Source organism: Micromonospora sp. NPDC005087 (assembly GCF_042872965.1).
In the GTDB taxonomy this organism is placed as follows: Bacteria; Actinomycetota; Actinomycetes; order Mycobacteriales; family Micromonosporaceae; genus Micromonospora.
Map to the genome: position 1 here is coordinate 284,335 of NZ_JBIALB010000005.1, position 22,646 is coordinate 306,980.

The window sequence follows — 22,646 nt, forward strand, 5'->3', positions numbered from 1 at the left end:
ATCATGCCAAGTCGGGTCCCGGCACGTCGGAGCCGGCCTGGCCGCGTCGTCCGGTTGCGCCACCCACGGCGCCGAAGACCCGGCGCATCGAGATCTCCTGCTCCATCACTCCGGCCAGCCGGCGGACGCCCTCGCGGATCCGCTCGGGCGGCGGGAAGCTGAAGTTCAGCCGCATGGTGCCGGTGCCCGTGCCGTCGGCGTAGAAGCCGGTGCCGGGCACGTAGGCGACCCGGGCGGCGACCGCGCGCGGCATCATGGCCTTCGAGTCGAGCCCGTCGGGCAGGGTGGCCCAGACGAAGAGGCCGCCGGCCGGGGTGGTCCAGCTGGTGCCCTCGGGCATCAGGTCGGCCAGCGCGTCGAGCATGGCGTCCCGGCGCTCCCGGTAGACCTCGCGGTAGACCTTGAGTTGCTGCCGCCAGGGCATGGTGCCCAGGTAGGTGGCGACCGCGGCCTGGGCGTAGCCGCTGGGGCAGAGGATTTGCGCCTCGCTGGCGATGACCAGCTTGTCGCGGACCGCGTGCGGCGCCAGGATCCAGCCGACCCGCAGCCCGGGCGCGAAGGTCTTGGAGAAGGTGCTGAGGTAGAACACCCCGTCCCGACGACGGGCCCGCAACGGTGCCGGCGCCTCGCCCTCGAACCCCAGTTGGCCGTACGGGTCGTCCTCGACCACGAGCAGGCCAGCGCGCTCACAGATGTCGAGGACGCGCTCCCGGCGCTCCTCGCTGAGCGTCACGCCGGTCGGGTTCTGGTAGGTGGGGATGGTGTAGAGGAACTTCACCCGCCGGCCCGCCCGGGCCAGGTCGTCGATGGCGGTCTCCAACGCCTCCGGGATCAGCCCGTCGGCGTCCATCGGCACGTGCGCCACCTGCGCCTGGGCGGCCTGGAACACCCCGAGCGCGCCGACGTACGTCGGGCCCTCGGCGAGCACCACGTCACCCGGGTCGAGGAAGAGTCGGGCCACCAGGTCCAGCGCCTGCTGCCCGCCCACGGTGACCACCACGTCCTCCGGGGAGGCGCCGCAGCCGGCGTCGATCCCGGAGAGCGCCATCACCTCGCAGATCCGTTCGCGCAGCTCGAGGGTGCCCTGGCCGATGCCGTACTGGAGGGTGGTCACACCGTGCTCGGAGCCGAGCCGGCCGAGCATCTCGCCGACCGCGTCGAGCGGCAGGGCGGCGATGTACGGCGCCCCACCGGCGAGCGAGACGACCTCCGGCCGGCTGGCCACCGCGAAGAGTGCTCGGATCTCGGAGGCGGTCATCCCGCGTACCCGCCGGGCGTACCGGTCGGTGTAGTCGTCGAGCGTCGTGCCGGTCATGACCTCACCTCGATCGCTGCTCGGGTGGCTCCCCCGGGTACCCCGGACGCTGGCGACCATGGCGGCGGGGACACCGATTGTCGATCCTAGTCCGCCAGGGCCGGGGCGCCGGCCTGCTGCGGCGTACCGTCCACATCCCGGACCGGTCCCCGGTGTCCCCCGGCGCGGTGAGCATCTGCGCGTCCCCTCCCGTACCGTCGATCGGCGGCGTACGATCGCTCGTCGGGGGCAGGAAGGCGGCGCTGTCGTTCCGTGCCGGTCTCACCACCGAGCCTATTGTGGGGATGCGCCATATGTCGCGACGTCTGGTCAGCCTGACCCTCGACACGTTGGAAGACCTTCCTCGCCCGTGCCGACAGTGCGTCTACTGGGAGTTGGATCCGGTCTCCGCCGACCGGGCCTGCGCCGCCGGCGATCCGGGCCTGGAGAAGGAGGCGTGGGTCTCCCAGACGCTGCTGGAGTGGGGCTCGTGCGGCAAGCTCGCGTACGTCGACGGCATGCCGGCGGGCTTCGTGATGTACGCCCCGCCCGCCTATGTCCCCCGCTCGATGGCTTTTCCCACGTCGCCGGTCTCCGCCGACGCGGCGCTGTTGATGACCGCCAACGTGGTGGCCGCGTTCGCCGGTGGCGGGTTGGGCCGGATGCTGGTGCAGGGTGTCGCCCGGGACCTGACCAAGCGGGGGATCAAGGCGATCGAGGCGTTCGGCGATGCCAAGTTCGGCGACGCCGACGACCCGGCGGGTGGCTGCGTCGCACCGGCCGATTTCTTCCTCTCCGTCGGGTTCAAGACGGTCCGTCCGCATCCGCGGTTTCCCCGCCTGCGGCTGGAGCTGCGCACCGCGCTGAGCTGGAAGTCCGACGTCGAGTACGCGCTGGAGAAGCTGCTCGGCTCGATGAGCCCGGAGACCCTGCTCCGCCCGGTCCGCCCCGCCCCGGCCACCCGCGGCTGAGCGGACGTCGCCGAGCGCCCGGGCGGTCGACGAGCCGGCTCAGTCGATCACCGTTCCGGCGGTCACCACCGCCCGCAGCTCGCTGACGTCGATCGATCCGGTCGGCACGTCCCGCTCGATCGGGAAGTACATCCGCTGCACCGCGGCCACGATCGCCTCCACCACCCGGTCCCGGAACGCGGGGTCGACGATCCGGGCGCGGTCCGCCGGCGAGGTGAGGTAGCCGACCTCCACCCGGACCGCCGGCATCCGGGTCAGCCGCAGCAGGTCCCACGCCTTGGCGTGGGTGCGGCAGTCCCGCAGCCCGGTGCGCGCGACGATCTCCCGCTGCACCAGACCGGCCAGCCGCTCACCCGTCGCCGACGTCACCCCGTTGTTGGTGCCGTAGTGGTAGGTCGCCACGCCCTCCGCGTCCGGGTTGGCGTGCCCGTCCAGGTGCAGCGAGATGAACACGTCGGCGCCGAGTGAGTTGGCCAGCAGGGCGCGGTCGGTGTCCGGCAGGCAGCTGTCGGGCGCCGGGCCCCGGGTGAGCTGCACCCGCACCCCGGACGCGGCGAGCCGCCCCTCCAGCCGGCTGGCGAGGTCGTGCATCAGGTCCGCCTCCGTCCAGCGCAGCGACCCGTCCGGCACCACCACCCCCGGGTCGGTGCCACCGTGGCCGGGGTCGATGACCACCGTCTTGCCGACCAGCGCCGGCCCGGACTGCCGGATCGCGTCGGACTCGCGTAGCCACTGGGGGCGGCCACCGACCACCTTCCGGCCGATCCGGCGCAGTGCGTTCATGGTCTGCGGTCCGCAGGAGCCGTCGGGGGTGAGCCCGACCTCGCGCTGGAACTGGGCCACCGCCCGGGAGGTCCGGATGCCGTAGATGGCGTCCGCGCGGCCCACGTCGTACCCCATCTCCAGGAGTCGCTCCTGGAGCGACCGGACGTCCTCGCCGGTGAGCGGATCGGGCACCGCGTGGTAGAGGGTGCGGGCGCCGAGCCGCCACCGGGCGGCGTCCAGGGCCCCCCAGGTCTCCCTCCCGACCCGGCCGTCCACGCTGAGCCCGCGGGACTGCTGGAACGCGCGGACCGCTCGCTCGGTGTCGAGGTCGAACTCGTCCGGGTGCGGGCCCGCGGCGGAGGCGAGCAGCTCGAGGCCGGTGAGGATGGTACGGATCTCCGTGACCGCGGGTCCCCGGTCACCGGGTCGAATCGGACGCACGCACGACCCCCTCTGCACGACGCTGGCTGGCCGGGCGGCCCCGGCTTGAGGCTATGCGTTCCGGCGCTGCGAGGTGGCTCGGGCGGAAAAAACGGCAGTGGCGCGGGCCCGGAAGACACCGAACCCCGCACCCGGTGACCGGGTACGGGGTTCAGTGACGTTCCTGCTGGTCAGAGCGCCGATTCGATGAGCCGGACCAGCTCGCCCTTCGGCTTGGCGCCGGCGATCGACTGCACCGGCTGGCCGTTCTTGAAGACGGTGAGCGTGGGCACCGACATCACCCGGTAGGCGCGGGCGGTCTCCGGGTTCTCGTCGATGTTGAGCTTGACGATGGTGACCTGGTCACCCATCTCGCGGGCGATCTCCTCGAGCAGCGGCGACACCTTGCGGCAGGGGCCGCACCACTCGGCCCAGAAGTCCACCAGCACCGGCTTGTCGGCCTGCAGCACGTCAGCGACGAAGCTCTTGTCGGTGACCGCCTTGGTTGTTCCCACTATGCCCCTCCTCCGGGATGTGTTCGATTTTCAGCTGAGCGTCGCGATGAACCGTTCGGCGTCGAGCGCGGCGGCACAGCCGGTGCCGGCCGCGGTGATCGCCTGACGGTAGGTGTGGTCGACCACGTCGCCGGCGGCGAAGACGCCGGGCACGTTGGTCCGGGTGCTGGGGGCCTGGACCTTCACGTAGCCCTCGTCGTCCAGCTCGACCTGGTCGCGGAAGAGTTCACTGCGGGGGTCGTGACCGATGGCCACGAAGACGCCGGTCACGTCGAGCACCTTGGTCTCGCCGCTGTGCACGTTGCGGACCCGTACGCCGGTGACCTTGCCGTCGGCGCCCAGGATCTCCTCGACGGTGCTGTTCCACTCGACCTTGATCTTCTCGTTGTTCAGCGCCCGGTCAGCCATGATCTTGCTGGCCCGGAACGAGTCGCGTCGGTGGATGATGGTGACCGAGTCGGCGAAGCGGGTGAGGAAGCTGGCCTCCTCCATCGCCGAGTCGCCGCCGCCGACGACCACGATGTGCTGGTTGCGGAAGAAGAATCCGTCACAGGTGGCGCACGAGGAGACGCCGTGGCCGAGGTACTCCTGCTCGCCGGGCACGCCCAGCGGGCGCCAGGCCGAACCGGTGGAGAGGATGATGGAGCGGGCCCGGTAGGCGGTCTCGCCGACCCAGACGGTGCTCGCCGCGTCGGCGCCCGCATCGCCGGTGTCGACCAGCTCGACCCGGGTCACGTCGTCGGTGAGGAACTCGGCGCCGAACCGCTCGGCCTGCTTGCGCATGTTGTCCATCAGCTCGGGGCCGAGGATGCCGTCGGCGAAGCCGGGGAAGTTTTCCACCTCGGTAGTGGTCATCAGTGCGCCGCCCGACTGCACGCCCTCAATGATCAGCGGCTTCAGGTTGGCGCGTGCGGCGTAGACCGCCGCCGTGTAACCGGCCGGCCCGGAGCCGATGATGATCAGGTTGCGGACCTCGTCCACTGCCGTCTCCCGAGTTGTGTGTGTCGGCGTCGGCGCACGCACCGATGCTGATCCGAGTGCCGACGCCTGGAGGGTGCCGGCAGGTGACTTCCAGAACGTCATCGTACGAACCGGGGATTCCCGAGCCGGACCTCCGGTGGGTCAGGTCACGCGGACGCTTAGCTCGCCGGTGACCGCAGATTCACCCTACCCGCGCCGAATACCGGCTGTCCGAGCCGGACCCGGGGACGCCGCACTCCGGGCCGCTCACCCAGGCCCAGCGGCCGCCGGCAGCGTCGGTGAACCGGATGATGAGTGCCTGCTCGCCCCGGAACTCGGCGTAGTCGATCACTTCGACGACCAGCGGGGCGGATCCGTGCTCGGCCGCCACGTCGGCCAGGCAGGTTTTCAGCGCGGCCTCGTCGGTCAGCCGGGCCAACTGGTCCCGCCCGCCCGACGCCGGTCGCCGGCCCTCCTCGGCGGACACCTCGGGCTGCCCGTCGGCGGAGGTGCTGGCCTGCCGCAGGGGGGAAGGACCGCCCGTCCTGTCGCCGAGGCTCTGCGGGTTGTAATCCGTGCCGCTGCGTAGGGACGGTCCGGTGGTGCGGACCACGCTGTCGGGCGCGTTGGCCGGCTGGTTCAGGGCGCTGGTGCCGGCGGTGTCCGAGGCGTCCATGGAGAGCTGGTTGAGGCCCAGCCCGCCCGCGACGACGGCGACCACCGCGACGGCCACCGGAGCGGCACGTCGGGCCCACCTGCGCCGGCGGCGACCCGGACCGGTTCGTGTCCCGCGCCCCGGCTCGGCCGGGGACGGGCTGACGGCCCGGCGACCGGGACCGCTTCCGCCCTGTGCCGGCACGACCACCGGTGTGGCGACGCCGGCCTCCGGCTCACCATCGCCGGTGCCCGCGTCGGCCGGGGTGCCGTTCGGTACCGGATCCGCCGCAGCCAACGCGGCAGCGAGACGGTCGGCGACCGCCGGCGGCAGCTCCGGGGAGGGCTCGGCCCACCGGGCCAGGTCGGCGCGGACCTCGGCCACCGCGGGGGCCAGCAGCGCGTACGCCTCGGCCCAGGCCGGGTCCGTGTCGACCAGCCGAGCGACCTCCGCCTGCTGCGGCGTGCCGTCCAACGCCCCGCCGAGGTAGTCAGCGAGCAGGTCGTCGTCGACCTCCCTGTACCCCTCGGTCGTCACGTGTCCTCCTGATTGGCGTCCCGCCGGTACCGGCCCGACCCTGATCCGACGCCCTCCGCCGGGCGTGGGTTCCCCGGCGTGACGCCGGGCACGCCCGCGACCGGTCCGGATGGCTGCGGGCGGGCCACGGGCGTCGCCGTGCCGGCTGACGGGCGGAGGTGCCCGAGCAGCACCGCCAGCCGGGTCCGACCCCGGGCGCACCGGCTCTTCACCGTCCCCTCGGCGACGCCGAGGATGCGTGCCACCTCGGCGACCGGGTAGCCCTGCAGGTCCACCAGCACGAGGGCGGCGCGTTGTTCGACAGGTAGCGCCGCGAGCGCCTCGCGGACCACCAGCGCGGTGTCGTGGTCCTGCGCCGGTGCGGCCGGCTCCACTCCTGGCGTGCCCGACCCGTCCCCGGCGCGGTTGCCGTCGGGCAGCGGAACGGTGGGATGCGCCTGCCGGCGTCGGATCCGGTCCAGGCAGGCGTTCACCACGATGCGGTGCAGCCAGGTGGTGACGGCGGAGTCACCGCGGAACCGGGCGGCCGCCCGGTGCGCGGACAACAGCGCGTCCTGGAGGGCGTCGGCGGCCTCTTCCCGGTCGCCGAGCGTCCGCAGGGCCACCGCCCAGAGCCGGTCGCGGTGCCGGTGGAACAGTTCGGCGAAGGCGTCCCGGTCTCCGCTGGCGTGGGCGCGCAGCAGCTCCAGGTCGGTTGCGGCGTCGCGCCCGTCCATCACCACGTCCAGCGGATGCGGTGCCCTGGTGGAGGTGCCAAGCTCACGACCCCTGGACCGTGATCTCCTGCACCCCCAGCTTGAAGCCGCCCTCGGCCGGAGGCAGTTCGGTGATCCAGAACAGCAGGTACTGGTATTTCGTGTCCGCGTCGAAGCCGTTGAACGTCATGGTGGTGCCGTCGTGGTCCTCGAACGGCTGCCCGATGGCGGTCTTGTAGTTCGCCACCACCTGCTTGTCACCGTTGGAGGTCGACGGCGGGTTGCCGGTGCCGGCGAGGAGTTGGGCGGAGGCGCCGGTCGCGGAGAGCACCGCCTGCACCGACTTGACGCTGTGCGGCTCGCCCAGATCGAGCCAGACGCCCATGCCCTTCTTGAGGTTGCCGAAGTTGGGGCGGCGGTCGTAGGTGTCCGTCTCCCAGCCCTTGTCCTCGTCACCGTCAATGATCTTGTCGGCGTCGCGGAGCTCGTTGCGCTTCGTGCTGTCCGGGTCGATGATCCGGACGCCCGTCACGGTCAGCTTCCGCACCGTGGCGGCGGCCGGGGTGACCTCGCCGGCCGGGGCGCTGGCGGTGGGAGCGGCCCCCGCGCTGCCCTGCGGGTCCTCGTCATCGCCGCCCAGCGCGCTGATCCCGATCAGCAGACCGACCAGGGCGACCGCCAGCAGACCGGCGATGCCCACGGCGACCTTGCGACCGCCGGCCGCGGCCAGCGGCGACGGCTCCTCCTCGGTGTCGGCGGTGAACCGCAACGGCCCGCTGTTGTCGAGGTAGTGCTCCTCCTCGGCCGGCACGTCCAGCCGGGCCAACTCGGCGGCGAGCACGTCCGACGAGGGCGGGGCGATCTCGGCGTCGAGCAGATCCATGGTCAGGTCGTCCAGGTACGCGGGCACTCCGGCCCGAACCTGGCGGGGGGCCGCGATGCCGCCGCTGGCGTCCCGGACCGCGTCCGGGATCGCGGCACGGCCGTGCCCGGCGGTGGCGCCGTGCAGCGGAGCCTCGGCGTGCGGCCAGTAGCCGGTCAGGGCGAAGTAGAGGATCCCGCCGACCGCCCGGATGTCGTTCTCCTGGCTGTCGGCGCCGTCGGTGCGCGCGTCGGCAAGGACCACCCGGCCCTCGTCGCTGATCATCACGGTGCCGGGGTGCACGTTGCCGTGCACCATCCCGGTGGCGTGCACCGCGGCGAGCGCGCTGGCGACGGCGTTGCCGATCGCGGTGGCCCGGGCCGGGTCCAGCGGGCCCCCGGTCGCCAGGTCGCGCAGCGACTGCCCGTCCACCCACTCGCGCACCACGTACGCCCGCTCGGCCTCGTCGATCGCGTCGTAGACGCCGACCAGGTTGGGGTGGATGACCCGGCTGGCCGCGACGGCGGCCTGAAGCATCTCGGTGGCGGAGTCGCCACCCGGGTAGCGCAGCACCACCGCGACGGGACGGCGCAGGATGACGTCGATCCCACGCCAGACCAGCCGACCCGCGCTGTCGTTGTTGATGTGCTCGACCAGCTCGTACCGCTCGGCGAGGACTTCACCGGCCGTGGGAGCACCGAAGGTCATGAGCGGCGGAGCGCTCTCGTCCGCCTCCTGACCCTCGCCGACCTGGGTCACCCGTCCTCCCTCGGTGATCGTGTCGATCGATGGACCCGCACTGCTGGGCATGTGGCTTCCCGCTCTGCCGTCGAAGGAACCGGCCGACCGGTGTCGACGCGCAGCGTCGGCGCCTGCCGTACCCGTCGAGAGCGACCTTACCCGGGTTGCCCGTCTCTCCGACATGTCAACTTCCCGCCGTACCCGGCGGGGTGCCGGGAGTCGGAGAAGTCGTCCGGTTACGACCGTTGTCAGCCACGTTGCTGGCACATGTACTAGCCAATCTACGGCTTCACCGCAAGTGACCGACGCCGGGGCCGACCCAGGTTGGTGCTCCCGTCAGCGGGCGTGTTCCCGCCGATCGGATCGACACGCTCAGCCGTACGGCCAGTTATCCACAGGTGATTCGGTGGCTGACCGGCGAATCGCGGAGTTATCCACAGGTGCATCCCCAGCCTGGTGATCCGCGGTCACGATCCGTGCAGGTACGACTTTTCGTAGGTGGACGTTCGCGCTCAGCGACCGATCCGGCGGCGGACCATGCCGACCACCTCGGTGATCTCCCCGATCCGCAGCAGCGTGGCCAGCCCCAGGTAGGTACCGCCGATCACCACGCCGCCGATCACGAGCTGGATAACGGCCTGGGCCCAGCTCGGCGTGTCGCCGCCAGGCAGCAGATTCACCACCAGCAGGCCGACCAGAGCGGAACCCAACGCGGCGAGCGCCACCCGGCCGAGGGTACGCAGGATCGCGCCCATCCCGATCCGGCCGATCCTGGGGCGCAGCAGCCACGCCGAGGCGAACGCCGCAGCCACATAGGAGACCGCGTTGCCGATCATCATGCCGGCCGCGGCGAAGTGAGCGGCGAAGGCGACGAAGAGCACCACCTGCACACCGATCCGCAACGCCACCACCGGAATGTTGATCAGCGCCGGGGTCCGGGTGTCGGGCAGAGCGTAGAAGGCGAAGGTGAAGAGCTGACTGATCGCGAACGGCACGAGCGCCAGCGCGGCCAGCAGCAGCACCAGGGACGTGTCCGCCGCGTTCTCGTCGCTGAACGCCCCGTAGCGGAACAGGGCCACGGCCAGCGGGGTCGCCAACACCGCGTAGCAGACCGCGATGGGTGCGAGCACCGCCGAGACGGTGCGGGTGCCGCGGGACAGGTCCGCGGCGACGTCGGCGTACCGCCCGTCGGCGGCGGCCGCGCTCATCCGGGGCATCAGCGCAGTGATGATCGAGACGGCGATGATGCCGTGCGCCATCATCAGCAGCAGGAACACGTTGTTGTAGATCAGCGGGCCGGCGGCGTTCTCCTTGCCCGCCCGGCTGAGCAGGTTGAACAGCACGATCAGGCCGACCTGGCTGACCGCGACGTAGCAGAACATCCAGCCGCCGAGCCGGCCCAGCTCGCGCAGCCCGAGGGACCGGAAGTCGAACCGGAACCGCCAGCGGAAGCCGACCTTGCGCAGCGCCGGCAGCAGGCCGATCGCCTGGATCGCCACACCGAGCAGGGTGCCGCCACCGATCAGCAGGACCCGCCCGGGGGTCATCGCCTCCGGCCGGATGATCTCGGCGCCGAAGATCGCGATGTAGAGCCCGGCGGTGGCGATCACCACGACGTTGTTCAGGATCGGCGCCCACATCGGGGCGGCGAAGTGCCCTCGGGTGTTGAGCACCGCGCTGATCAGGGCGCTGAGGCCGCTGAAGAAGATCATCGGCAGCATCAGGCGGGACAGTGCGGTCACCAGGTCCTGGTAGTCCTCGCCCGCCTTGTCACTGGCCGCCAGCGAGGTCAGCACCGGGGCGCAGACGACGGCCAACAGCGCCGCCGCGGCCAGGGTCAGCACCGCGAGGGTCAGCAACCGCTGGGCGTACGCCTGGCCAGCGTCGGCGTCGGACCGGCGACGCCGCACCAGCACCGGGATCAGCACGCTGGTGAGGATTCCGCCGAGCAGGAACTCGTAGACCATTCCGGGCAGGATCTGCGCGGTGGTGTACGCGTCACCCACCAGCGCGCCACCGAGCGCGGCGGTCAGCACCAGGGTCCGCAGGAAGCCCGTGCCCCGGCTGACCAGGCTGCCGATCGCCATGACCGCGCTGTTGGTCGCCGCGCTCGCCTCGGCCACCTGCTCCTGGGGTGGCGCGGTCGACTCCATGGCCGGCTGGTTCAGCGGCTCGGCGGAGATGAAGGTGGCGCCGTCCCCCGGGCGTGCGCCGGGCCCGCCGTCGTGCGCGGCGTTCGCGCTGCGGTAGAGCCCGCCGCTCATCTCCAGCCTCCCAGTGGGTACGTCGAGGCGGGCACCGACCCGCACGTCACAGACCTTAGTCAACCGGTGCCTGTTACCCGCGCCCGGCGGAGGGGATGCGGACCGGGCCCGATAGTCTGGCGATCCCATGTCCGAATCCTCCGCTCCACACGCCGCCGACCGCCGCGAACTCACCGGCGCCCAGCGCAACGCCGTCGCCGAACTGCTCCGGGTCTCCCCGGTCGCCGACGAGTTGGGCCGACGGTTCGTCCGTGCCGGTCACGAGCTGCACCTGGTGGGCGGTTCGGTGCGGGACGCGCTGCTCGGCCGGCTCGGGGACGACCTGGACTTCTGCACCGACGCGCACCCCGACGAGACGCTGCGGATCATCAAGGGCTGGGCCGAGTCGATCTGGGAGACCGGTCGGGAGTTCGGCACCATCGGCGCACAGCGCGACGGCCTCCGGCTGGAGATCACCACCTTCCGCGCCGAGTCGTACGACCAGGTCACCCGTAACCCCGTGGTGGTCTACGGCACCAACCTCACCGAGGATCTGAGGCGGCGCGACTTCACCATCAACGCGATGGCGGTCAGCCTGCCGGAGCACCGGTTCACCGACCCGCACGGCGGGCTGGACGATCTCTCGGCCAAGGTGATCCGTACCCCCGCCGACCCCCGCGAGTCGTTCGGCGACGACCCGCTGCGAATGCTGCGGGCCGCCCGGTTCGCCGCTCAGCTGCGCTTCGCCGTGCACCCGGACGTGCACGCGGCGATGGGCCGGATGGCCGCCGACCTGGACCGGATCACCGCCGAGCGGATCCGCGACGAGTTCACCAAGCTGCTCTGCGGCGCCGACCCGATCACCGGGCTGCGGCTGCTGGTCGACACCGGTCTGGCCGAGCGGTTCCTGCCGGAGCTGACCGGGCTGAAGCTGGAGATCGACGAGCACGCCCAGCACAAGGACGTCTACGAGCACACGCTGACGGTCGTCGAGAACGCGGTCTCCTTCGAGGAGGAGGGCTGCGACTTCATCCTGCGGATGGCAGCCCTCATGCACGACGTGGGCAAGCCGGCGACCAAGGCGATCGGCCCCGACGGCCGGGTCAGCTTCCACCACCACGAGGTGGTCGGCGCCCGGCTGACCAAGGCCCGGATGAAGGCGCTGCGCTACCCGAAGGACATCACCGCGAAGGTGACCGCGCTGGTCGCGCTGCACCTGCGCTTCTACGGGTACGGCCGGGGCGAGTGGACCGACTCGGCGGTACGCCGCTACGTCGCCGACGCCGGTGACCTGCTGTCCCGGCTGCACAAGCTGACCCGCTCGGACTGCACCACCCGCAACCGGCGTAAGGCCGCCCAGCTCGGCGCGGACTACGACGCGTTGGAGGACCGGATCGCCCGGATCGCGGCCGAGGAGGACCTGGCCCGGGTCCGCCCCGACCTGGACGGCAACGCGATCATGGAGCTGCTGGGCGTACCGCCGGGGCCGGTCGTGGGACGGGCGTGGAAGCACCTCAAGGAGCAGCGCCTCGAGCACGGCCCGCTGGACCGCGACGCCGCCGAGGCGGAGCTGCTGCGCTGGGCCCGCGCCGAGGGCCTGATCGACTGACCAGAGCCGACCCGCCACGACAGGCGCCGCCCCCGAACCCGGGAGCGGCGCCTGTCGGCGTACGGCGTCAGCGGGTCTCGACGGCCGTCCCGTCCACCGAAGTGGTGCCCTTGCCGGCCGAGGTGCCGTTGCCGACCGCGCTGGAAGCCGAGCCGAGCCGGGCGAGCAGACCGGCCAGGTCGATCCCGGTCAGGTCGCTGCCCAGCTGGAGCCCCTGTGCCACGTTGCCGGCCACCGACTTCGTCAGCGACGACGCGCCGTCGGTGGAGATGACGGTCATCTTGTCGATCGCCCCGATCGGTGCGCTGGCCGCCTCGACAACCTGCGGCAGCACCTTGACCAGCAGGTCCAGCACCGCCGCCTCCCCGTACGCGGCGAACGCCTCCGCCTTGCGCGCCATCGCGTCCGCCTCGGCCTGTCCCTTCGCCAGGATGGCCGCCGCCTCGGCCTGACCCTCCCGCTCCACCGCCTCGGCGATCGCGGAGCGCCGGCGCTGCTCGGCCTCACCCTCCTTGGCGCCCTCGATCGCGTTCGCCTCGGCGAGCGCGGCCCGCCGGGCCCGCTCGCCCTCACCGGTGAGCCGGGCCTGCTCCGCGGACGCCTGGGCGGCGGCGATGACCGCCTGCCGCTGCGCGTCCGCGTGCAGCACCGCCGCGTTGCGGGCCGCCTCGGCCTCCTGCTCCACCTTGTACCGGGCGGCGTCGGCCGGCTTGCGTACCTCGGTGTCCAGCTGGCGCTGCTTGAGCTCGGCGTTGCGCTCGGCCACCTTCTGCTGCTCGGAGAGGATCGCCTGGTCCCGCTCGGCCTGGGCGAGCGGCCCGGCCGCCGCCGACTTCGCCTTCGCCGCGTCGATCTCCGCCTGGATGCCGGCCTGCTTGAGGGACAGGTTCCGGTTAGCCTCGGCGATGGCCTCCTCGGCGAGCAGCCGCTCCTGCTCGGCCTGCTGCCGGGCCCGCGCCTCGGCGATCGCCGCGTCCTTGAGCACCCGGGCGGCCTCGGGCCGACCCAGGTCCTGCAGGTACGAGCCCTCGGCCAGGATGTCCTGGAGTTGGAACGTGTCCAGCACCAGGCCCTGGTTGGTCATCGAGTGCTCGGCCTCCTCCGCCACCGCGCTGGCGAACGCCGCCCGGTCCCGGATGACCTCCTCGACGGTGAGCCGGCCGACGATCGAGCGCAGCGCACCGGCCAGCACCTCCCGCGTGAAGTTGTCGATCTCGTCCTGCTGGTGCAGGAACCGCTGGGCGGCGGCCCGGATCGCGTCCTCGGTGCCGCCGACCTTCACGATCGCCACGCCGTGCAGGTCGGCGCGGATGCCCTGCTTGCTCACCGCACCCCGGATGCCGACGTCGATCCGCCGGCTGGACAGGTCGAGCGACTGGAGCTTCTGCACCACCGGCAGCACGAAGACCGAGGCCCCAGCACCACCTTCTGGCCGGACATGTCGGTCGACCGGCCGCCGTCGGCGGTCTGCGTGGTGCGGCCCTTGCGGCCGGTGACGATGAACGCCTCGTTCGGCCCGGCCACCTTGATCCGGGAGAGCACGAAGAACACCAGGACGAGCACGAGGAGCACCGCGCCGCCGATGGCGATTAACAGGGGCATGAAGGAGTCCCGTCTTCGAGAAGGAGTCAGTAGGTCTCGACGTGCACGCTGGTCTCGCTGAGTGCCTGCACGACGAAGACCTGGGCGCCGACCGGGATCGGCTGGTCGGCGCGGGCGTTGAGCTTGACCGGCTGGCCGGCGACGCGTACCCGGACCTCGCCGTAGCCGTCGGCGGGTACCGGGGTGACCACCAGGCCGAGCGCGCCGACCAGGTCGTGCCGGGTGGGGGTGGGGTCGGTGCGCATGTTCCGTGCCGCCCGGCTCAGCCGGGACGCCAACCACGCGGTGGGCACGGCGGCGACCAGGCCGCCGGCAGCGGCGCCCGCGATCATGCCGGGGGTACCCGCGCCGAGCAGTTCGTTCACAATGGCCCCGCCGAAGCCGAACGCCCCGGCGAAGCCGGCGACCGTCTCGGTCGAGATCGGCCCGTCCACGTCGGCGTGCCCGAAGTGCAGCAGCTCGCTGCCGAGCAGGGCGAGCGCCAGCACTCCGACACCCGCCCCGCCGATGATCAGAAAGATGAGCGTCCCCGTGGCCACGACCTGCACGGTATCGAAATTGCGCAACATTTCGGCGGTCAGCGGGGCGCGAAGATGATCTGCCGATCCGGGCTGCTGGTGTTGATCGAAAAGGGGCAGCGCCGACGGACCTTGGCACGTTATCTTCTGCGCCGCCGGTTGATCGCTCCGGTCTGTCCGCAACGAGAGGGCCTGCCGTGGCTGTGGTGATCACCATCTACATCATCGGCCTGGCGCTGACCGCGGTCGTGCTGCTGGGCGTCGCGGTCACCTCCTTCGCCACCACCTCGCGGGTCGACCGGGTGCTGGCCGGTATCGGCGCTGTGCTCGCCGGCTACTACGCCTATTACCTGCTGGGCACCGGCGAGGGGCACGTCACGATCTTCTACGCGGCGTTGCTGTTGCCCTTCTTCGCCGGCCGCAAGCTGTACCTGGGCTTCCACGATCGCGACCGCGCCCGCGCCGAGCGGGCCGCTGCTGCTGTGGCGATCCGGGCAGCCGAGGAGTGGCGTTCGGCCCGACGCTGGTAGCCGGGCCGGCAAGGAAGTTCGCGACAGGGACAATGGGTGGATGCGCTGGACCGTGCTCGACTCACCGATCGGCGAGTTCTCCGTGGACACCGACGGCACGAGCGTGTGCGGCACGCACTTCGGCCGGGTGGACGCCGCGGTCGACGAGCCCACCGACCCGTTGTCCTGGCAGGCCGTCGCCGAGCTGCGGGCGTACTTCGCCGGTGAGCTGACTGGGTTCACCGTCCCGGTGTCGGTTCCGCGCGGCTCGGAGTTCGAGCGGGCGGTGTGGCGGGAGATGACCCGCATTCCGTACGGCGAGACGTCGACGTACGGCGAGGTGGCGCGCGTGGTCGGCGACCCCGGGGCGGCACGGGCGGTTGGTGTGGCCTGCAACCGCAACCCGGTCCCGGTGATCGTGCCGTGTCACCGGATCGTCGGCGCCGGCGGCAAGCTGGTCGGGTTCGGGGGTGGCCTCCCGCGCAAGGTGCACCTGCTGGAACTGGAGGCCCGGGTGGCCCTGCAACGCGCCTGGTCCTGACCGACCCGGACCGTTGGTGAACGCGCCGAGGGCCGGGTCCGTACGGACCCGGCCCTCGGCGGTGCTGGTGGTCAGCGGGTCAGCGCTCGACCTCACCGGCGATGAACTCCTCGACGGCCTGGTGGGCGTCGTGGTCGGCGTACTGCACCGGCGGGGACTTCATGAAGTACGACGAGGCCGACAGGATCGGGCCGCCGATCTTCCGGTCCAGTGCGATCTTCGCGGCGCGGACCGCGTCGATGATGACGCCGGCCGAGTTCGGAGAGTCCCACACCTCGAGCTTGAGCTCGGCGTTGAGCGGGGTGTCACCGAACGAGCGACCCTCCAGGCGGATGTACGCCCACTTGCGGTCGTCGAGCCACGGCACGTGGTCCGACGGGCCGATGTGCACGTCGCTCTTGCTCATCTCGTGCGGGATCTGCGAGGTGACCGACTGGGTCTTCGAGATCTTCTTCGAGACCAGCCGCTTGCGCTCCAGCATGTTCATGAAGTCCATGTTGCCGCCGAAGTTGAGCTGGTACGTGCGCAGCAGCTCGACGCCGCGGTCCTCGAAGAGCTTCGCCAGCGCCCGGTGCACGATGGTGGCACCGACCTGGCTCTTGATGTCGTCACCGACGATCGGCAGGCCAGCGTCCTCGAACTTCTTCGCCCACTCCGGGTCGGAGGCGATGAAGACCGGCAGGGCGTTGACGAACGCGCAGCCGGCGTCGATCGCCGCCTGGGCGTAGTACTTGGCGGCCTGCTCGGAGCCGACCGGGAGATAGCAGACGACGACGTCGACCTGCGCGTCGCGCAGCGCCTGCGCCACGTCGACCGGGGTGGCGTCGGACTCCTCGACGATCTCGCGGTAGTACTGGCCCAGACCGTCGAAGGTCGGACCACGCTGCACGCTGATGCCGGTCGGCGGCACATCGCAGAGCTTGATGGTGTTGTTCTCGCTGGCGACGATCGCCTCCGCGAGGTCCATGCCCACCTTCTTGGCGTCCACGTCGAACGCCGCGACGAACTCCACGGCGGAGACGTGGTAGTCGCCGAAGGCAACGTGCATGAGACCCGGGACGCGGTCGTTCGGGTCGGCATTCCGGTAGTACTCGACGCCCTGAACAAGGGACGAGGCGCAGTTACCCACACCGACGATGGCGACGCGGACGGAGCCCATAGCGTCTGCCTCCTTCTTTTCTGTCACGGCCGCTCTTTCCTGGTCTCTCCAGGCGGAGGCGGGCTGTTGTCTTCTCGTCGGCCACCGGCCGTCCCGATGTGCGGGACCGTCGGGGCTCGGCCGGAGCGCTCGTTGGCGATGAGCTCCTCCAGCCAGCGGACCTCACGCTCACAGGCGTCAAGGCCGTGGCGCTGCAGTTCCAGGGTGTAAGCGTCGAGGCGCTCGGCCGCCCGGCCCAGCACGTCACGAAGTCCTTCGCGACGTTCCTCGATCTTGCGGCGGCGACCCTCCAGGATGCGCAGTCGGGTCGCCTGGTCGGTCCGGGCGAAGAACGCGAAGTGCACTCCGAAGCCCGTGTCGTCGTACGTCTCGGGCCCGGCCTGCGCGATCAGCTGGGCGAAGCGTTCCTTGCCTTCCGCGGTGATTTTGTAGACCACCCGACCTCGTCGGCTGGTCAGCGCGGGAACCTCCTCGGCGGTGGCGGGTGTCTCGGCGGCTTCGGTGATCCATCCCGCCGCCTGCAACCTGCGTAGGGTCGGGTAGAGCGAGCCGTAGCTGATCGCCGCCCGGATCGCACCGAGTTTGGCGGTCAGCTCTTTGCGCAGCTCATAGCCGTGCATCGGAGACTCCTGCAGGAGGCCGAGGATGGCGAACTCGAGCACTGCGCCACCCTCTCTTTACCCCCGGCACGGAGTGGTAACCGCCGCGATGTATCGGACCGATACATCGCACGTTAGCGGGTCACGGATGCCAGGGCAAACCCTCATTCCGGGATGCTGTCGTCACGGATCGTTACCGTGGTCGCCTGGTCGGGCCGGACCGCGTACCCTTCTCCGCATGCGTACGCAGCGCCAGGTCGTCGACTACTCGCTCCAGAAGCGAGCGGTGCTGCGTGAGCTCCTGGCCGGCCGGGTCGGCACGTACGACGTCTGCGACGCGTCGCCGTACCTGAAGAACGCCGCTCGGTTCCACGGCGAACCGACCGACCGGCGCTGCCCGATCTGCCGCAGTGAGAACCTGACACTCGTCCACTACATTTACGGTGACGAACTCAAGCAGTCCGCCGGTCAGGCGCGGACACTGGCCGAGCTGCCCGTGCTGGCGATGACGCTGCGTGAGTTCCAGGTCTTCGTGGTGGAGGTGTGCCTCGGCTGTGACTGGAACCATCTCGTCGAGCAGTACCTGCTCGGTCGGGACGGTCTCACCGGCGAGGTCGACGGCACCAGTGAGCAGGACGCGGCGGGCGCCGGTGGCGCCGGCCGGCGGAGGCGAGAGGCGCAACGGTGATCTCAGCTGGTTCGACCGGCCCCGGGGCCGTAGACGTTACCCGGGACGGTCGACCGCTCGTTGGTCTGATTGGCCCGATTGATACTGCAATGACCCCGGTGAACCGGCACCCCCGTGCCGGCGTCCCGAGTGAAGCAACTCACGGCAACCCGGTGGCGGCGCAGTGGCGCCCCACCGCGACCGGCAGGGTGTGAGGAATGAACTCGTACGGCGATCCCAGTTCTGCGCGCGGGCGTGCCCAGTACCCGGGCCCGGACGGCGACCCCGGACCGGGCGCGGACGACGCGTACCGCCGATCCGGTGGCGACTCCCGCGGGAGCGGATGGTCCGCACCGGAGTCGGCAGCGTCTCCCGGTCGCGCCTCGGTGACACCGCGGGCCGCCGGTGGGCGTGCCTCGGTGGGTGCCTCGGCGGCGGTGCCACCGCGCGCCGGATCCGCCTCGGTGGGTCCGGCCGCGCCGCGCCGGGCCGGGCGGGCGTCGGTGCCGGTGTCACCGGCACCCGGCGTGGCCGCCGGTCGTGCCGGCGCGGGCCGGGCCTCGGTGCCCGTGTCCCCGGCGCCGGGCGCGCCGGCCGGTCGGGCCACGGTCGGCGCCGCGTCCGTCGGCGCTGCCTCGGCGGGCCGGGCCAGTGTCGGGTCGGCATCCGTGGGTGGCCGGGCCGCGGTCGCCCGGGCGAGCGTCTCACCGGTCTCCGGCGGCCCGGGTGGCCCCGGCGGGCCTGGCGGGCCGAACGGTCCGGGTCGCGGTGGCCGGGGCGGCCGTGGTCCGGGTGACCCCGGTGCGGCGGCCCGGGCGAAGAAGCGCAAGCGGATCAACCTGCTGATCGCCGGGTTCGCGGTCTTCATCATGCTCGCCGGCGTCGGCGTGGTCGGGTTCACCTACTACTCGACCAACGTGGTGCTGCCCGACGAGATCACCCCGCCGCAGGCGACCACCCTGTACGCGTTCGACAACACGACCCCCATCGCCAAGGTGGGCGATCAGAACCGCACCCTGGTCACCATCGACCAGATTCCCGAGTGGGTGCAGAACGCGGTGGCCGCCGCCGAGGACCGGAACTTCTACCGGCACTCCGGTGTGGACTACAAGGGCATCGCCCGGGCCGGCTGGAACAACCTCTCCGGCGGCGACAAGCAGGGTGCCTCCACCATCACCCAGCAGTACGCGCGCAACGCCTACGACAACCTGAAGGACGACACCTACGCCCGGAAGGTGAAGGAGGCGATCCTCGCCTCCAAGCTCAACGACGAGTACACCAAGCCGCAGATCATGCAGCACTACCTCAACGTGATCTACTTCGGCCGAGGCGCGTACGGCATCGAGGCGGCGGCGCAGACCTACTTCGGTAAGCCGGTGAGCGCGCTCAAGCCCGACGAGGGCGCGGTGCTCGCCGCCCTGATCAAGCAGCCGGAGCCGAGCGCCACCCACCAGGGGTACGACCCGGCCATCAACCGGACCGCCGCCGAGGACCGCTGGAACTATGTGATCGACGGCATGGTCAAGGAGGGCTGGCTGGGCGTGCCCGGCAAGCCGGAGCGGCCCGCCGCGTACCCGAAGAACATCAAGGCCCCGAAGAAGGGCGGCATCGGGGTCGACTTCGGCGTCGACACCCCGTACGGCAACGTGATCAACTACGTCCGGCAAGAGATGCGGGACAGGGGCATCTGCGTCGACAAGGAGACGCAGGTGACCGAAACCAAGCCGCTCTGCTCCCAGGCGCTGATGGCCGGCGGTTACCGGATCCGCACCACCATCGACACCAAGATCCAAAAGGCTGCGGTCGAGACGGCCCAGCGCAAGTCCAAGGGCTCCGAGTTGGCGGGTCAGCCGAGCAACCTGATGGCCGCGGTGGTCGCGGTCGATCCGAAGAACGGTCGGGTGCTCGCCTACTACGGCGGTGACAACGGCACCGGCACGGACTACGCCGGCAAGAACACCGACTCCACCGGGGCGATCAGCGGCGGTCACTCGCCCGGATCGAGCTTCAAGATCTACACTCTGGCGGCCGCGCTCAAGGCCGACAAGGCCCTCGAGTCCCGATGGAAGGGCAAGGCCTTCACCCCGGAGGGCACCGAGTTCAAGGTCAGCAACGCCGGCACCGACGACCCGAGCTGCCACAACTCCTGCACGCTGCGAACGTCCACGCTCAAGTCGCTGAACGTGCCGTTCTACCACGTCACCGAGGAGATCGGCGCGGACAAGGTCGTCGACATGGCCAAGCAGGCCGGCGTCACCACCATGTGGCGCACCGACACCAACCCGGCGAAGGCGTACGACCTGACCAAGGCCGACCCGAAGGACATCACCCCGGAGCCGTTCTTCAACGTGGTCGGCTACGGCCAGTACCCGATCACCGTGCTGGACCACGCGAACGGCGTGGCCACCTTCGCCAACGGGGGTGTCTACAACAAGGCGCACTTCCTCTACTCCGTGGAGAAGCAGAACCCGAACACCGGCAAGTGGGAGAAGGTGGCCAAGGGCAGCGAGAAGCTCAACTCCCAGCCGCGCATCGACAAGGACGTGGTCGCCGACGTGACGTCGGTTCTGAAGGACTATCCCGCCGCGGTCAACCACCGGCTCGACGACGGCCGTAAGGCCGCCTCCAAGACCGGCACCTGGGAACTCAAGGGCGACAGCTCCGACAACGGCGACGCCTGGATGATCGGCTACACGCCTCAGTTGGCCACGGCGGTCTGGGTGGGCAACGTGGGGAACCGTAAAGCACTCAAGCTCAAGGACGGCCGCCCGGTCAGCGGTGGAAACCTCCCGGGTGACATCTGGGAGCGGTTCATGAACGAGGCGCTGAAGGACAAGGACAAGGTCGACTTCCCGCCAGCGGCGAACATCGGCGATCCGGAATCCGGCAACGGTGAGGCGCCGCCTCCGCCCCCGCCCCCGACAGGCGGTCTGCCGGGCCTGCCGGGTCAGCCGGGTCAGCCCTGTGATCCGCTGACCAACCCGTTCTGCCCGCGCACCGACGGCAACAACAACGGGGGCAACAACCCGAACGATCCCGGCCGACCCGGAACAGGCGGCAACGGCGGCGGGCTGTTACCCAGCCTGCCACCGACCAACCGGGACTGACCCGCACCGCCGCACGACGCCGCCGCCGGCCGGACGACCTGTCCGGCCGGCGGCGGCGTTTCCGTACCCGGATCCGCGCGCCGGGACGGGACGCGCACCCCCGTCGTACGGCAGGATGCCTCTTCATGAGCACCCAGTCGACGCCCGGCATCGACGACGCCGGAACCACCGACCACCCGTCCCGCTCCGACGGGTTCGTCCGCGGCATCTCCGGCATGATCGGTGGGCCCCTGGGCGACCACGCGACGGCACTGGACCGGCCGGCCGGTGGGGAGCGGCGGTTCTGGACCGCAGTCCGGATCGTGCTGGCACTGGTCTGCCTCACGCTCGCTCTGCACTGGGTGCAGAAGTCGCCGTGCCAGGACGGCGCCTGGCAGGACAACGAGCAGTACACCCGGTTCTGCTACACCGACGTGCTCGCCCTCTACTACGCCGAGGGGCTCAACGAGGGCAAGGTGCCCTACCGTGACCACCCGGTCGAATACCCGGTGCTGACCGGCTACTTCATGGGGGCGCTGGGCCTGCCGGTGCACGCCCTCGGCGACGGCGACCCGAGCATCAACCAGGGCCAGTGGTTCTACAACCTCAACGCCCTGGTGCTGGGCGCGCTCGCGGTGGCCACGGTGGCGGTGATCCTCGCGCTGCGCCGTCGACGACCCTGGGACGCCGCGTTGTTCGCGCTCGCCCCGGCGCTGCTGCTCACCGCAACCGTCAACTGGGACCTGCTCGCCATCGGGCTGGCCGCGTTCGGCCTGCTGGCCTGGGCCCGGAAACGACCGGCGGTGGCCGGAGTGCTGCTCGGCCTCGCCGGCGCGGCGAAGCTCTGGCCGCTGTTCCTGTTGGGGCCGATCCTCATCCTGGCGCTGCGGGCCGCCCGGCTGCGCCCCGCGCTCATCGCGGTCGGGAGCGCCCTCGCCGCCCTGGTACTGGTGAACCTGCCCCCCGCGCTGGCGTATCGGGAGAACTGGGACCGGTTCTTCGAGCTGAACAGCACCCGGCCCATCGACTGGGGCACGCTCTGGTACATCGGGCGCTACCTCGACGGCAAGGTCGGTGGCGACCCCGCCCGGCTCGGCCCGTTCGAGTGGCTGAACGCCAACATCCCGACCCTCAACACTGTCTCGTACGCCCTGTTCGGGCTGGCCTGCCTCGGCGTGGCGGTCCTGGCGCTGCGGGCGCCCCGCCGACCGCGGCTCGCCCAGCTCGCCTTCCTGGTCGTCGCCGCGTTCCTCATCTTCAGCAAGGTCTGGTCCCAGCAGTTCGTGCTCTGGCTGCTGCCACTGGTGGTGCTGGCCCGACCGAAGTGGGGGGCCATCCTGGCCTGGCAGTTCGCCGAGGTCTGCTACTTCGTCGCCTTCTACGGCGAGCTGCTCGGCGCGGCGACCAGCCGCCCGGTCTTCCCGGAAGGGGTGTTCGTGCTGGCCTCGACGCTGCGGCTGGCCACCGTGGTGGTGCTCTGCGTACTCGTCATCCGGGAGATTCTGCATCCCGAGCGGGACGCGGTGCGGGCCACCTATGCCGACGATCCGGACGGCGGCGTGCTCGACGGCGCACCGGATGCCCCCTGGCTGGACCGCTGGCGCCGAACCACGATCAACAAGCCCGCACCCGAACCCGCGACCATCACCTGATCCACAAGCCCGACGGCCCGGAGCCGGGCTGGCTCCCCGCAAACCC

Annotated in this window: 18 protein-coding genes and 1 pseudogene; 7 read left to right on the top strand and 12 right to left on the bottom strand. The window is 71.1% G+C overall.

Annotation, left to right across the window (positions count from 1 at the left end; genetic code table 11):
- Position 1: 1 nt before the first annotated feature.
- The gene (locus ACFYPS_RS15205; RefSeq protein WP_387324895.1) at positions 2-1,315 is read right to left on the bottom strand and encodes a PLP-dependent aminotransferase family protein; all 1,314 of its coding nucleotides are present in this window, start codon (positions 1,313-1,315) and stop codon (positions 2-4) included.
- A gap of 293 nt (positions 1,316-1,608) precedes the next feature.
- Here ACFYPS_RS15205 and ACFYPS_RS15210 point away from each other — a divergent pair, with 293 nt between their 5' ends.
- Positions 1,609-2,265, top strand: a complete 657-nt coding sequence (locus ACFYPS_RS15210; RefSeq protein WP_354967103.1) for a GNAT family N-acetyltransferase — start codon at positions 1,609-1,611, stop codon at positions 2,263-2,265.
- A gap of 39 nt (positions 2,266-2,304) precedes the next feature.
- Here the strand turns inward: ACFYPS_RS15210 and ACFYPS_RS15215 are convergent, their stop codons facing one another.
- The 7 genes from ACFYPS_RS15215 to murJ form a co-directional block, all read right to left on the bottom strand.
- The gene (locus ACFYPS_RS15215) at positions 2,305-3,471 is read right to left on the bottom strand and encodes an N-acetylmuramoyl-L-alanine amidase (protein WP_387324899.1); all 1,167 of its coding nucleotides are present in this window, start codon (positions 3,469-3,471) and stop codon (positions 2,305-2,307) included.
- Positions 3,472-3,641: 170 nt separating this feature from the next.
- Positions 3,642-3,965, bottom strand: coding sequence for a thioredoxin (gene trxA / locus ACFYPS_RS15220; RefSeq protein ID WP_030331849.1), 324 nt, complete (start codon positions 3,963-3,965; stop codon positions 3,642-3,644).
- 30 nt (positions 3,966-3,995) lie between these two features.
- Positions 3,996-4,946, bottom strand: coding sequence for a thioredoxin-disulfide reductase (gene trxB, locus ACFYPS_RS15225; RefSeq protein WP_387324902.1), 951 nt, complete (start codon positions 4,944-4,946; stop codon positions 3,996-3,998).
- 181 nt (positions 4,947-5,127) lie between these two features.
- On the bottom strand, positions 5,128-6,117 hold the full coding sequence (locus tag ACFYPS_RS15230; RefSeq protein ID WP_387324905.1) for a hypothetical protein: 990 nt from the start codon (positions 6,115-6,117) through the stop codon (positions 5,128-5,130).
- A complete protein-coding gene (gene sigM, locus ACFYPS_RS15235) occupies positions 6,114-6,833 on the bottom strand; it encodes an RNA polymerase sigma factor SigM (RefSeq protein ID WP_387324908.1) in 720 nt (239 codons plus the stop codon). The genes ACFYPS_RS15230 and sigM overlap by 4 nt, the downstream gene beginning before the upstream one ends.
- Before the next feature lie 43 nt (positions 6,834-6,876).
- On the bottom strand, positions 6,877-8,484 hold the full coding sequence (locus ACFYPS_RS15240) for a protein kinase family protein (RefSeq protein ID WP_387324911.1): 1,608 nt from the start codon (positions 8,482-8,484) through the stop codon (positions 6,877-6,879).
- Positions 8,485-8,927: 443 nt separating this feature from the next.
- Positions 8,928-10,679, bottom strand: coding sequence for a murein biosynthesis integral membrane protein MurJ (gene murJ / locus ACFYPS_RS15245; RefSeq protein WP_387325174.1), 1,752 nt, complete (start codon positions 10,677-10,679; stop codon positions 8,928-8,930).
- Positions 10,680-10,806: 127 nt separating this feature from the next.
- Here murJ and ACFYPS_RS15250 point away from each other — a divergent pair, with 127 nt between their 5' ends.
- On the top strand, positions 10,807-12,267 hold the full coding sequence (locus ACFYPS_RS15250; RefSeq protein ID WP_387324914.1) for a CCA tRNA nucleotidyltransferase: 1,461 nt from the start codon (positions 10,807-10,809) through the stop codon (positions 12,265-12,267).
- 67 nt (positions 12,268-12,334) lie between these two features.
- Here ACFYPS_RS15250 and ACFYPS_RS15255 read toward each other — a convergent pair.
- Together ACFYPS_RS15255 and ACFYPS_RS15260 are read right to left on the bottom strand one after the other, a co-directional pair.
- Positions 12,335-13,869 (bottom strand): annotated as a pseudogene (locus ACFYPS_RS15255) (flotillin family protein).
- A 26-nt stretch (positions 13,870-13,895) separates the two neighbouring features.
- On the bottom strand, positions 13,896-14,438 hold the full coding sequence (locus ACFYPS_RS15260; RefSeq protein ID WP_387324917.1) for a hypothetical protein: 543 nt from the start codon (positions 14,436-14,438) through the stop codon (positions 13,896-13,898).
- A 146-nt stretch (positions 14,439-14,584) separates the two neighbouring features.
- Between ACFYPS_RS15260 and ACFYPS_RS15265 the strand changes: the two genes are divergently transcribed.
- Together ACFYPS_RS15265 and ACFYPS_RS15270 are read left to right on the top strand one after the other, a co-directional pair.
- Complete coding sequence (locus ACFYPS_RS15265) at positions 14,585-14,917, top strand: hypothetical protein (RefSeq protein ID WP_387324920.1); 333 nt, start codon at positions 14,585-14,587, stop codon at positions 14,915-14,917.
- Positions 14,918-14,957: 40 nt separating this feature from the next.
- Entirely contained in the window at positions 14,958-15,437 is a 480-nt protein-coding gene (locus ACFYPS_RS15270; RefSeq protein WP_387324923.1) for a methylated-DNA--[protein]-cysteine S-methyltransferase, read from the top strand.
- A gap of 79 nt (positions 15,438-15,516) precedes the next feature.
- On the opposite strand, the gene ACFYPS_RS15275 is transcribed toward ACFYPS_RS15270, so the two are convergent.
- Both ACFYPS_RS15275 and ACFYPS_RS15280 read right to left on the bottom strand, forming a co-directional pair.
- A complete protein-coding gene (locus tag ACFYPS_RS15275; RefSeq protein WP_354967114.1) occupies positions 15,517-16,596 on the bottom strand; it encodes an inositol-3-phosphate synthase in 1,080 nt (359 codons plus the stop codon).
- 23 nt (positions 16,597-16,619) lie between these two features.
- Complete coding sequence (locus tag ACFYPS_RS15280) at positions 16,620-17,258, bottom strand: PadR family transcriptional regulator (protein ID WP_354967115.1); 639 nt, start codon at positions 17,256-17,258, stop codon at positions 16,620-16,622.
- Between the two features lie 175 nt (positions 17,259-17,433).
- Between ACFYPS_RS15280 and ACFYPS_RS15285 the strand changes: the two genes are divergently transcribed.
- The 3 genes from ACFYPS_RS15285 (at position 17,434) to ACFYPS_RS15295 (ending at position 22,600) form a co-directional block, all read left to right on the top strand.
- Complete coding sequence (locus ACFYPS_RS15285) at positions 17,434-17,883, top strand: DUF5318 domain-containing protein (RefSeq protein ID WP_387324926.1); 450 nt, start codon at positions 17,434-17,436, stop codon at positions 17,881-17,883.
- 197 nt (positions 17,884-18,080) lie between these two features.
- Positions 18,081-20,969, top strand: a complete 2,889-nt coding sequence (locus ACFYPS_RS15290) for a transglycosylase domain-containing protein (protein WP_387324929.1) — start codon at positions 18,081-18,083, stop codon at positions 20,967-20,969.
- A gap of 125 nt (positions 20,970-21,094) precedes the next feature.
- Complete coding sequence (locus ACFYPS_RS15295; protein ID WP_387324931.1) at positions 21,095-22,600, top strand: glycosyltransferase family 87 protein; 1,506 nt, start codon at positions 21,095-21,097, stop codon at positions 22,598-22,600.
- The last annotated feature ends 46 nt before the right edge of the window (positions 22,601-22,646 follow it).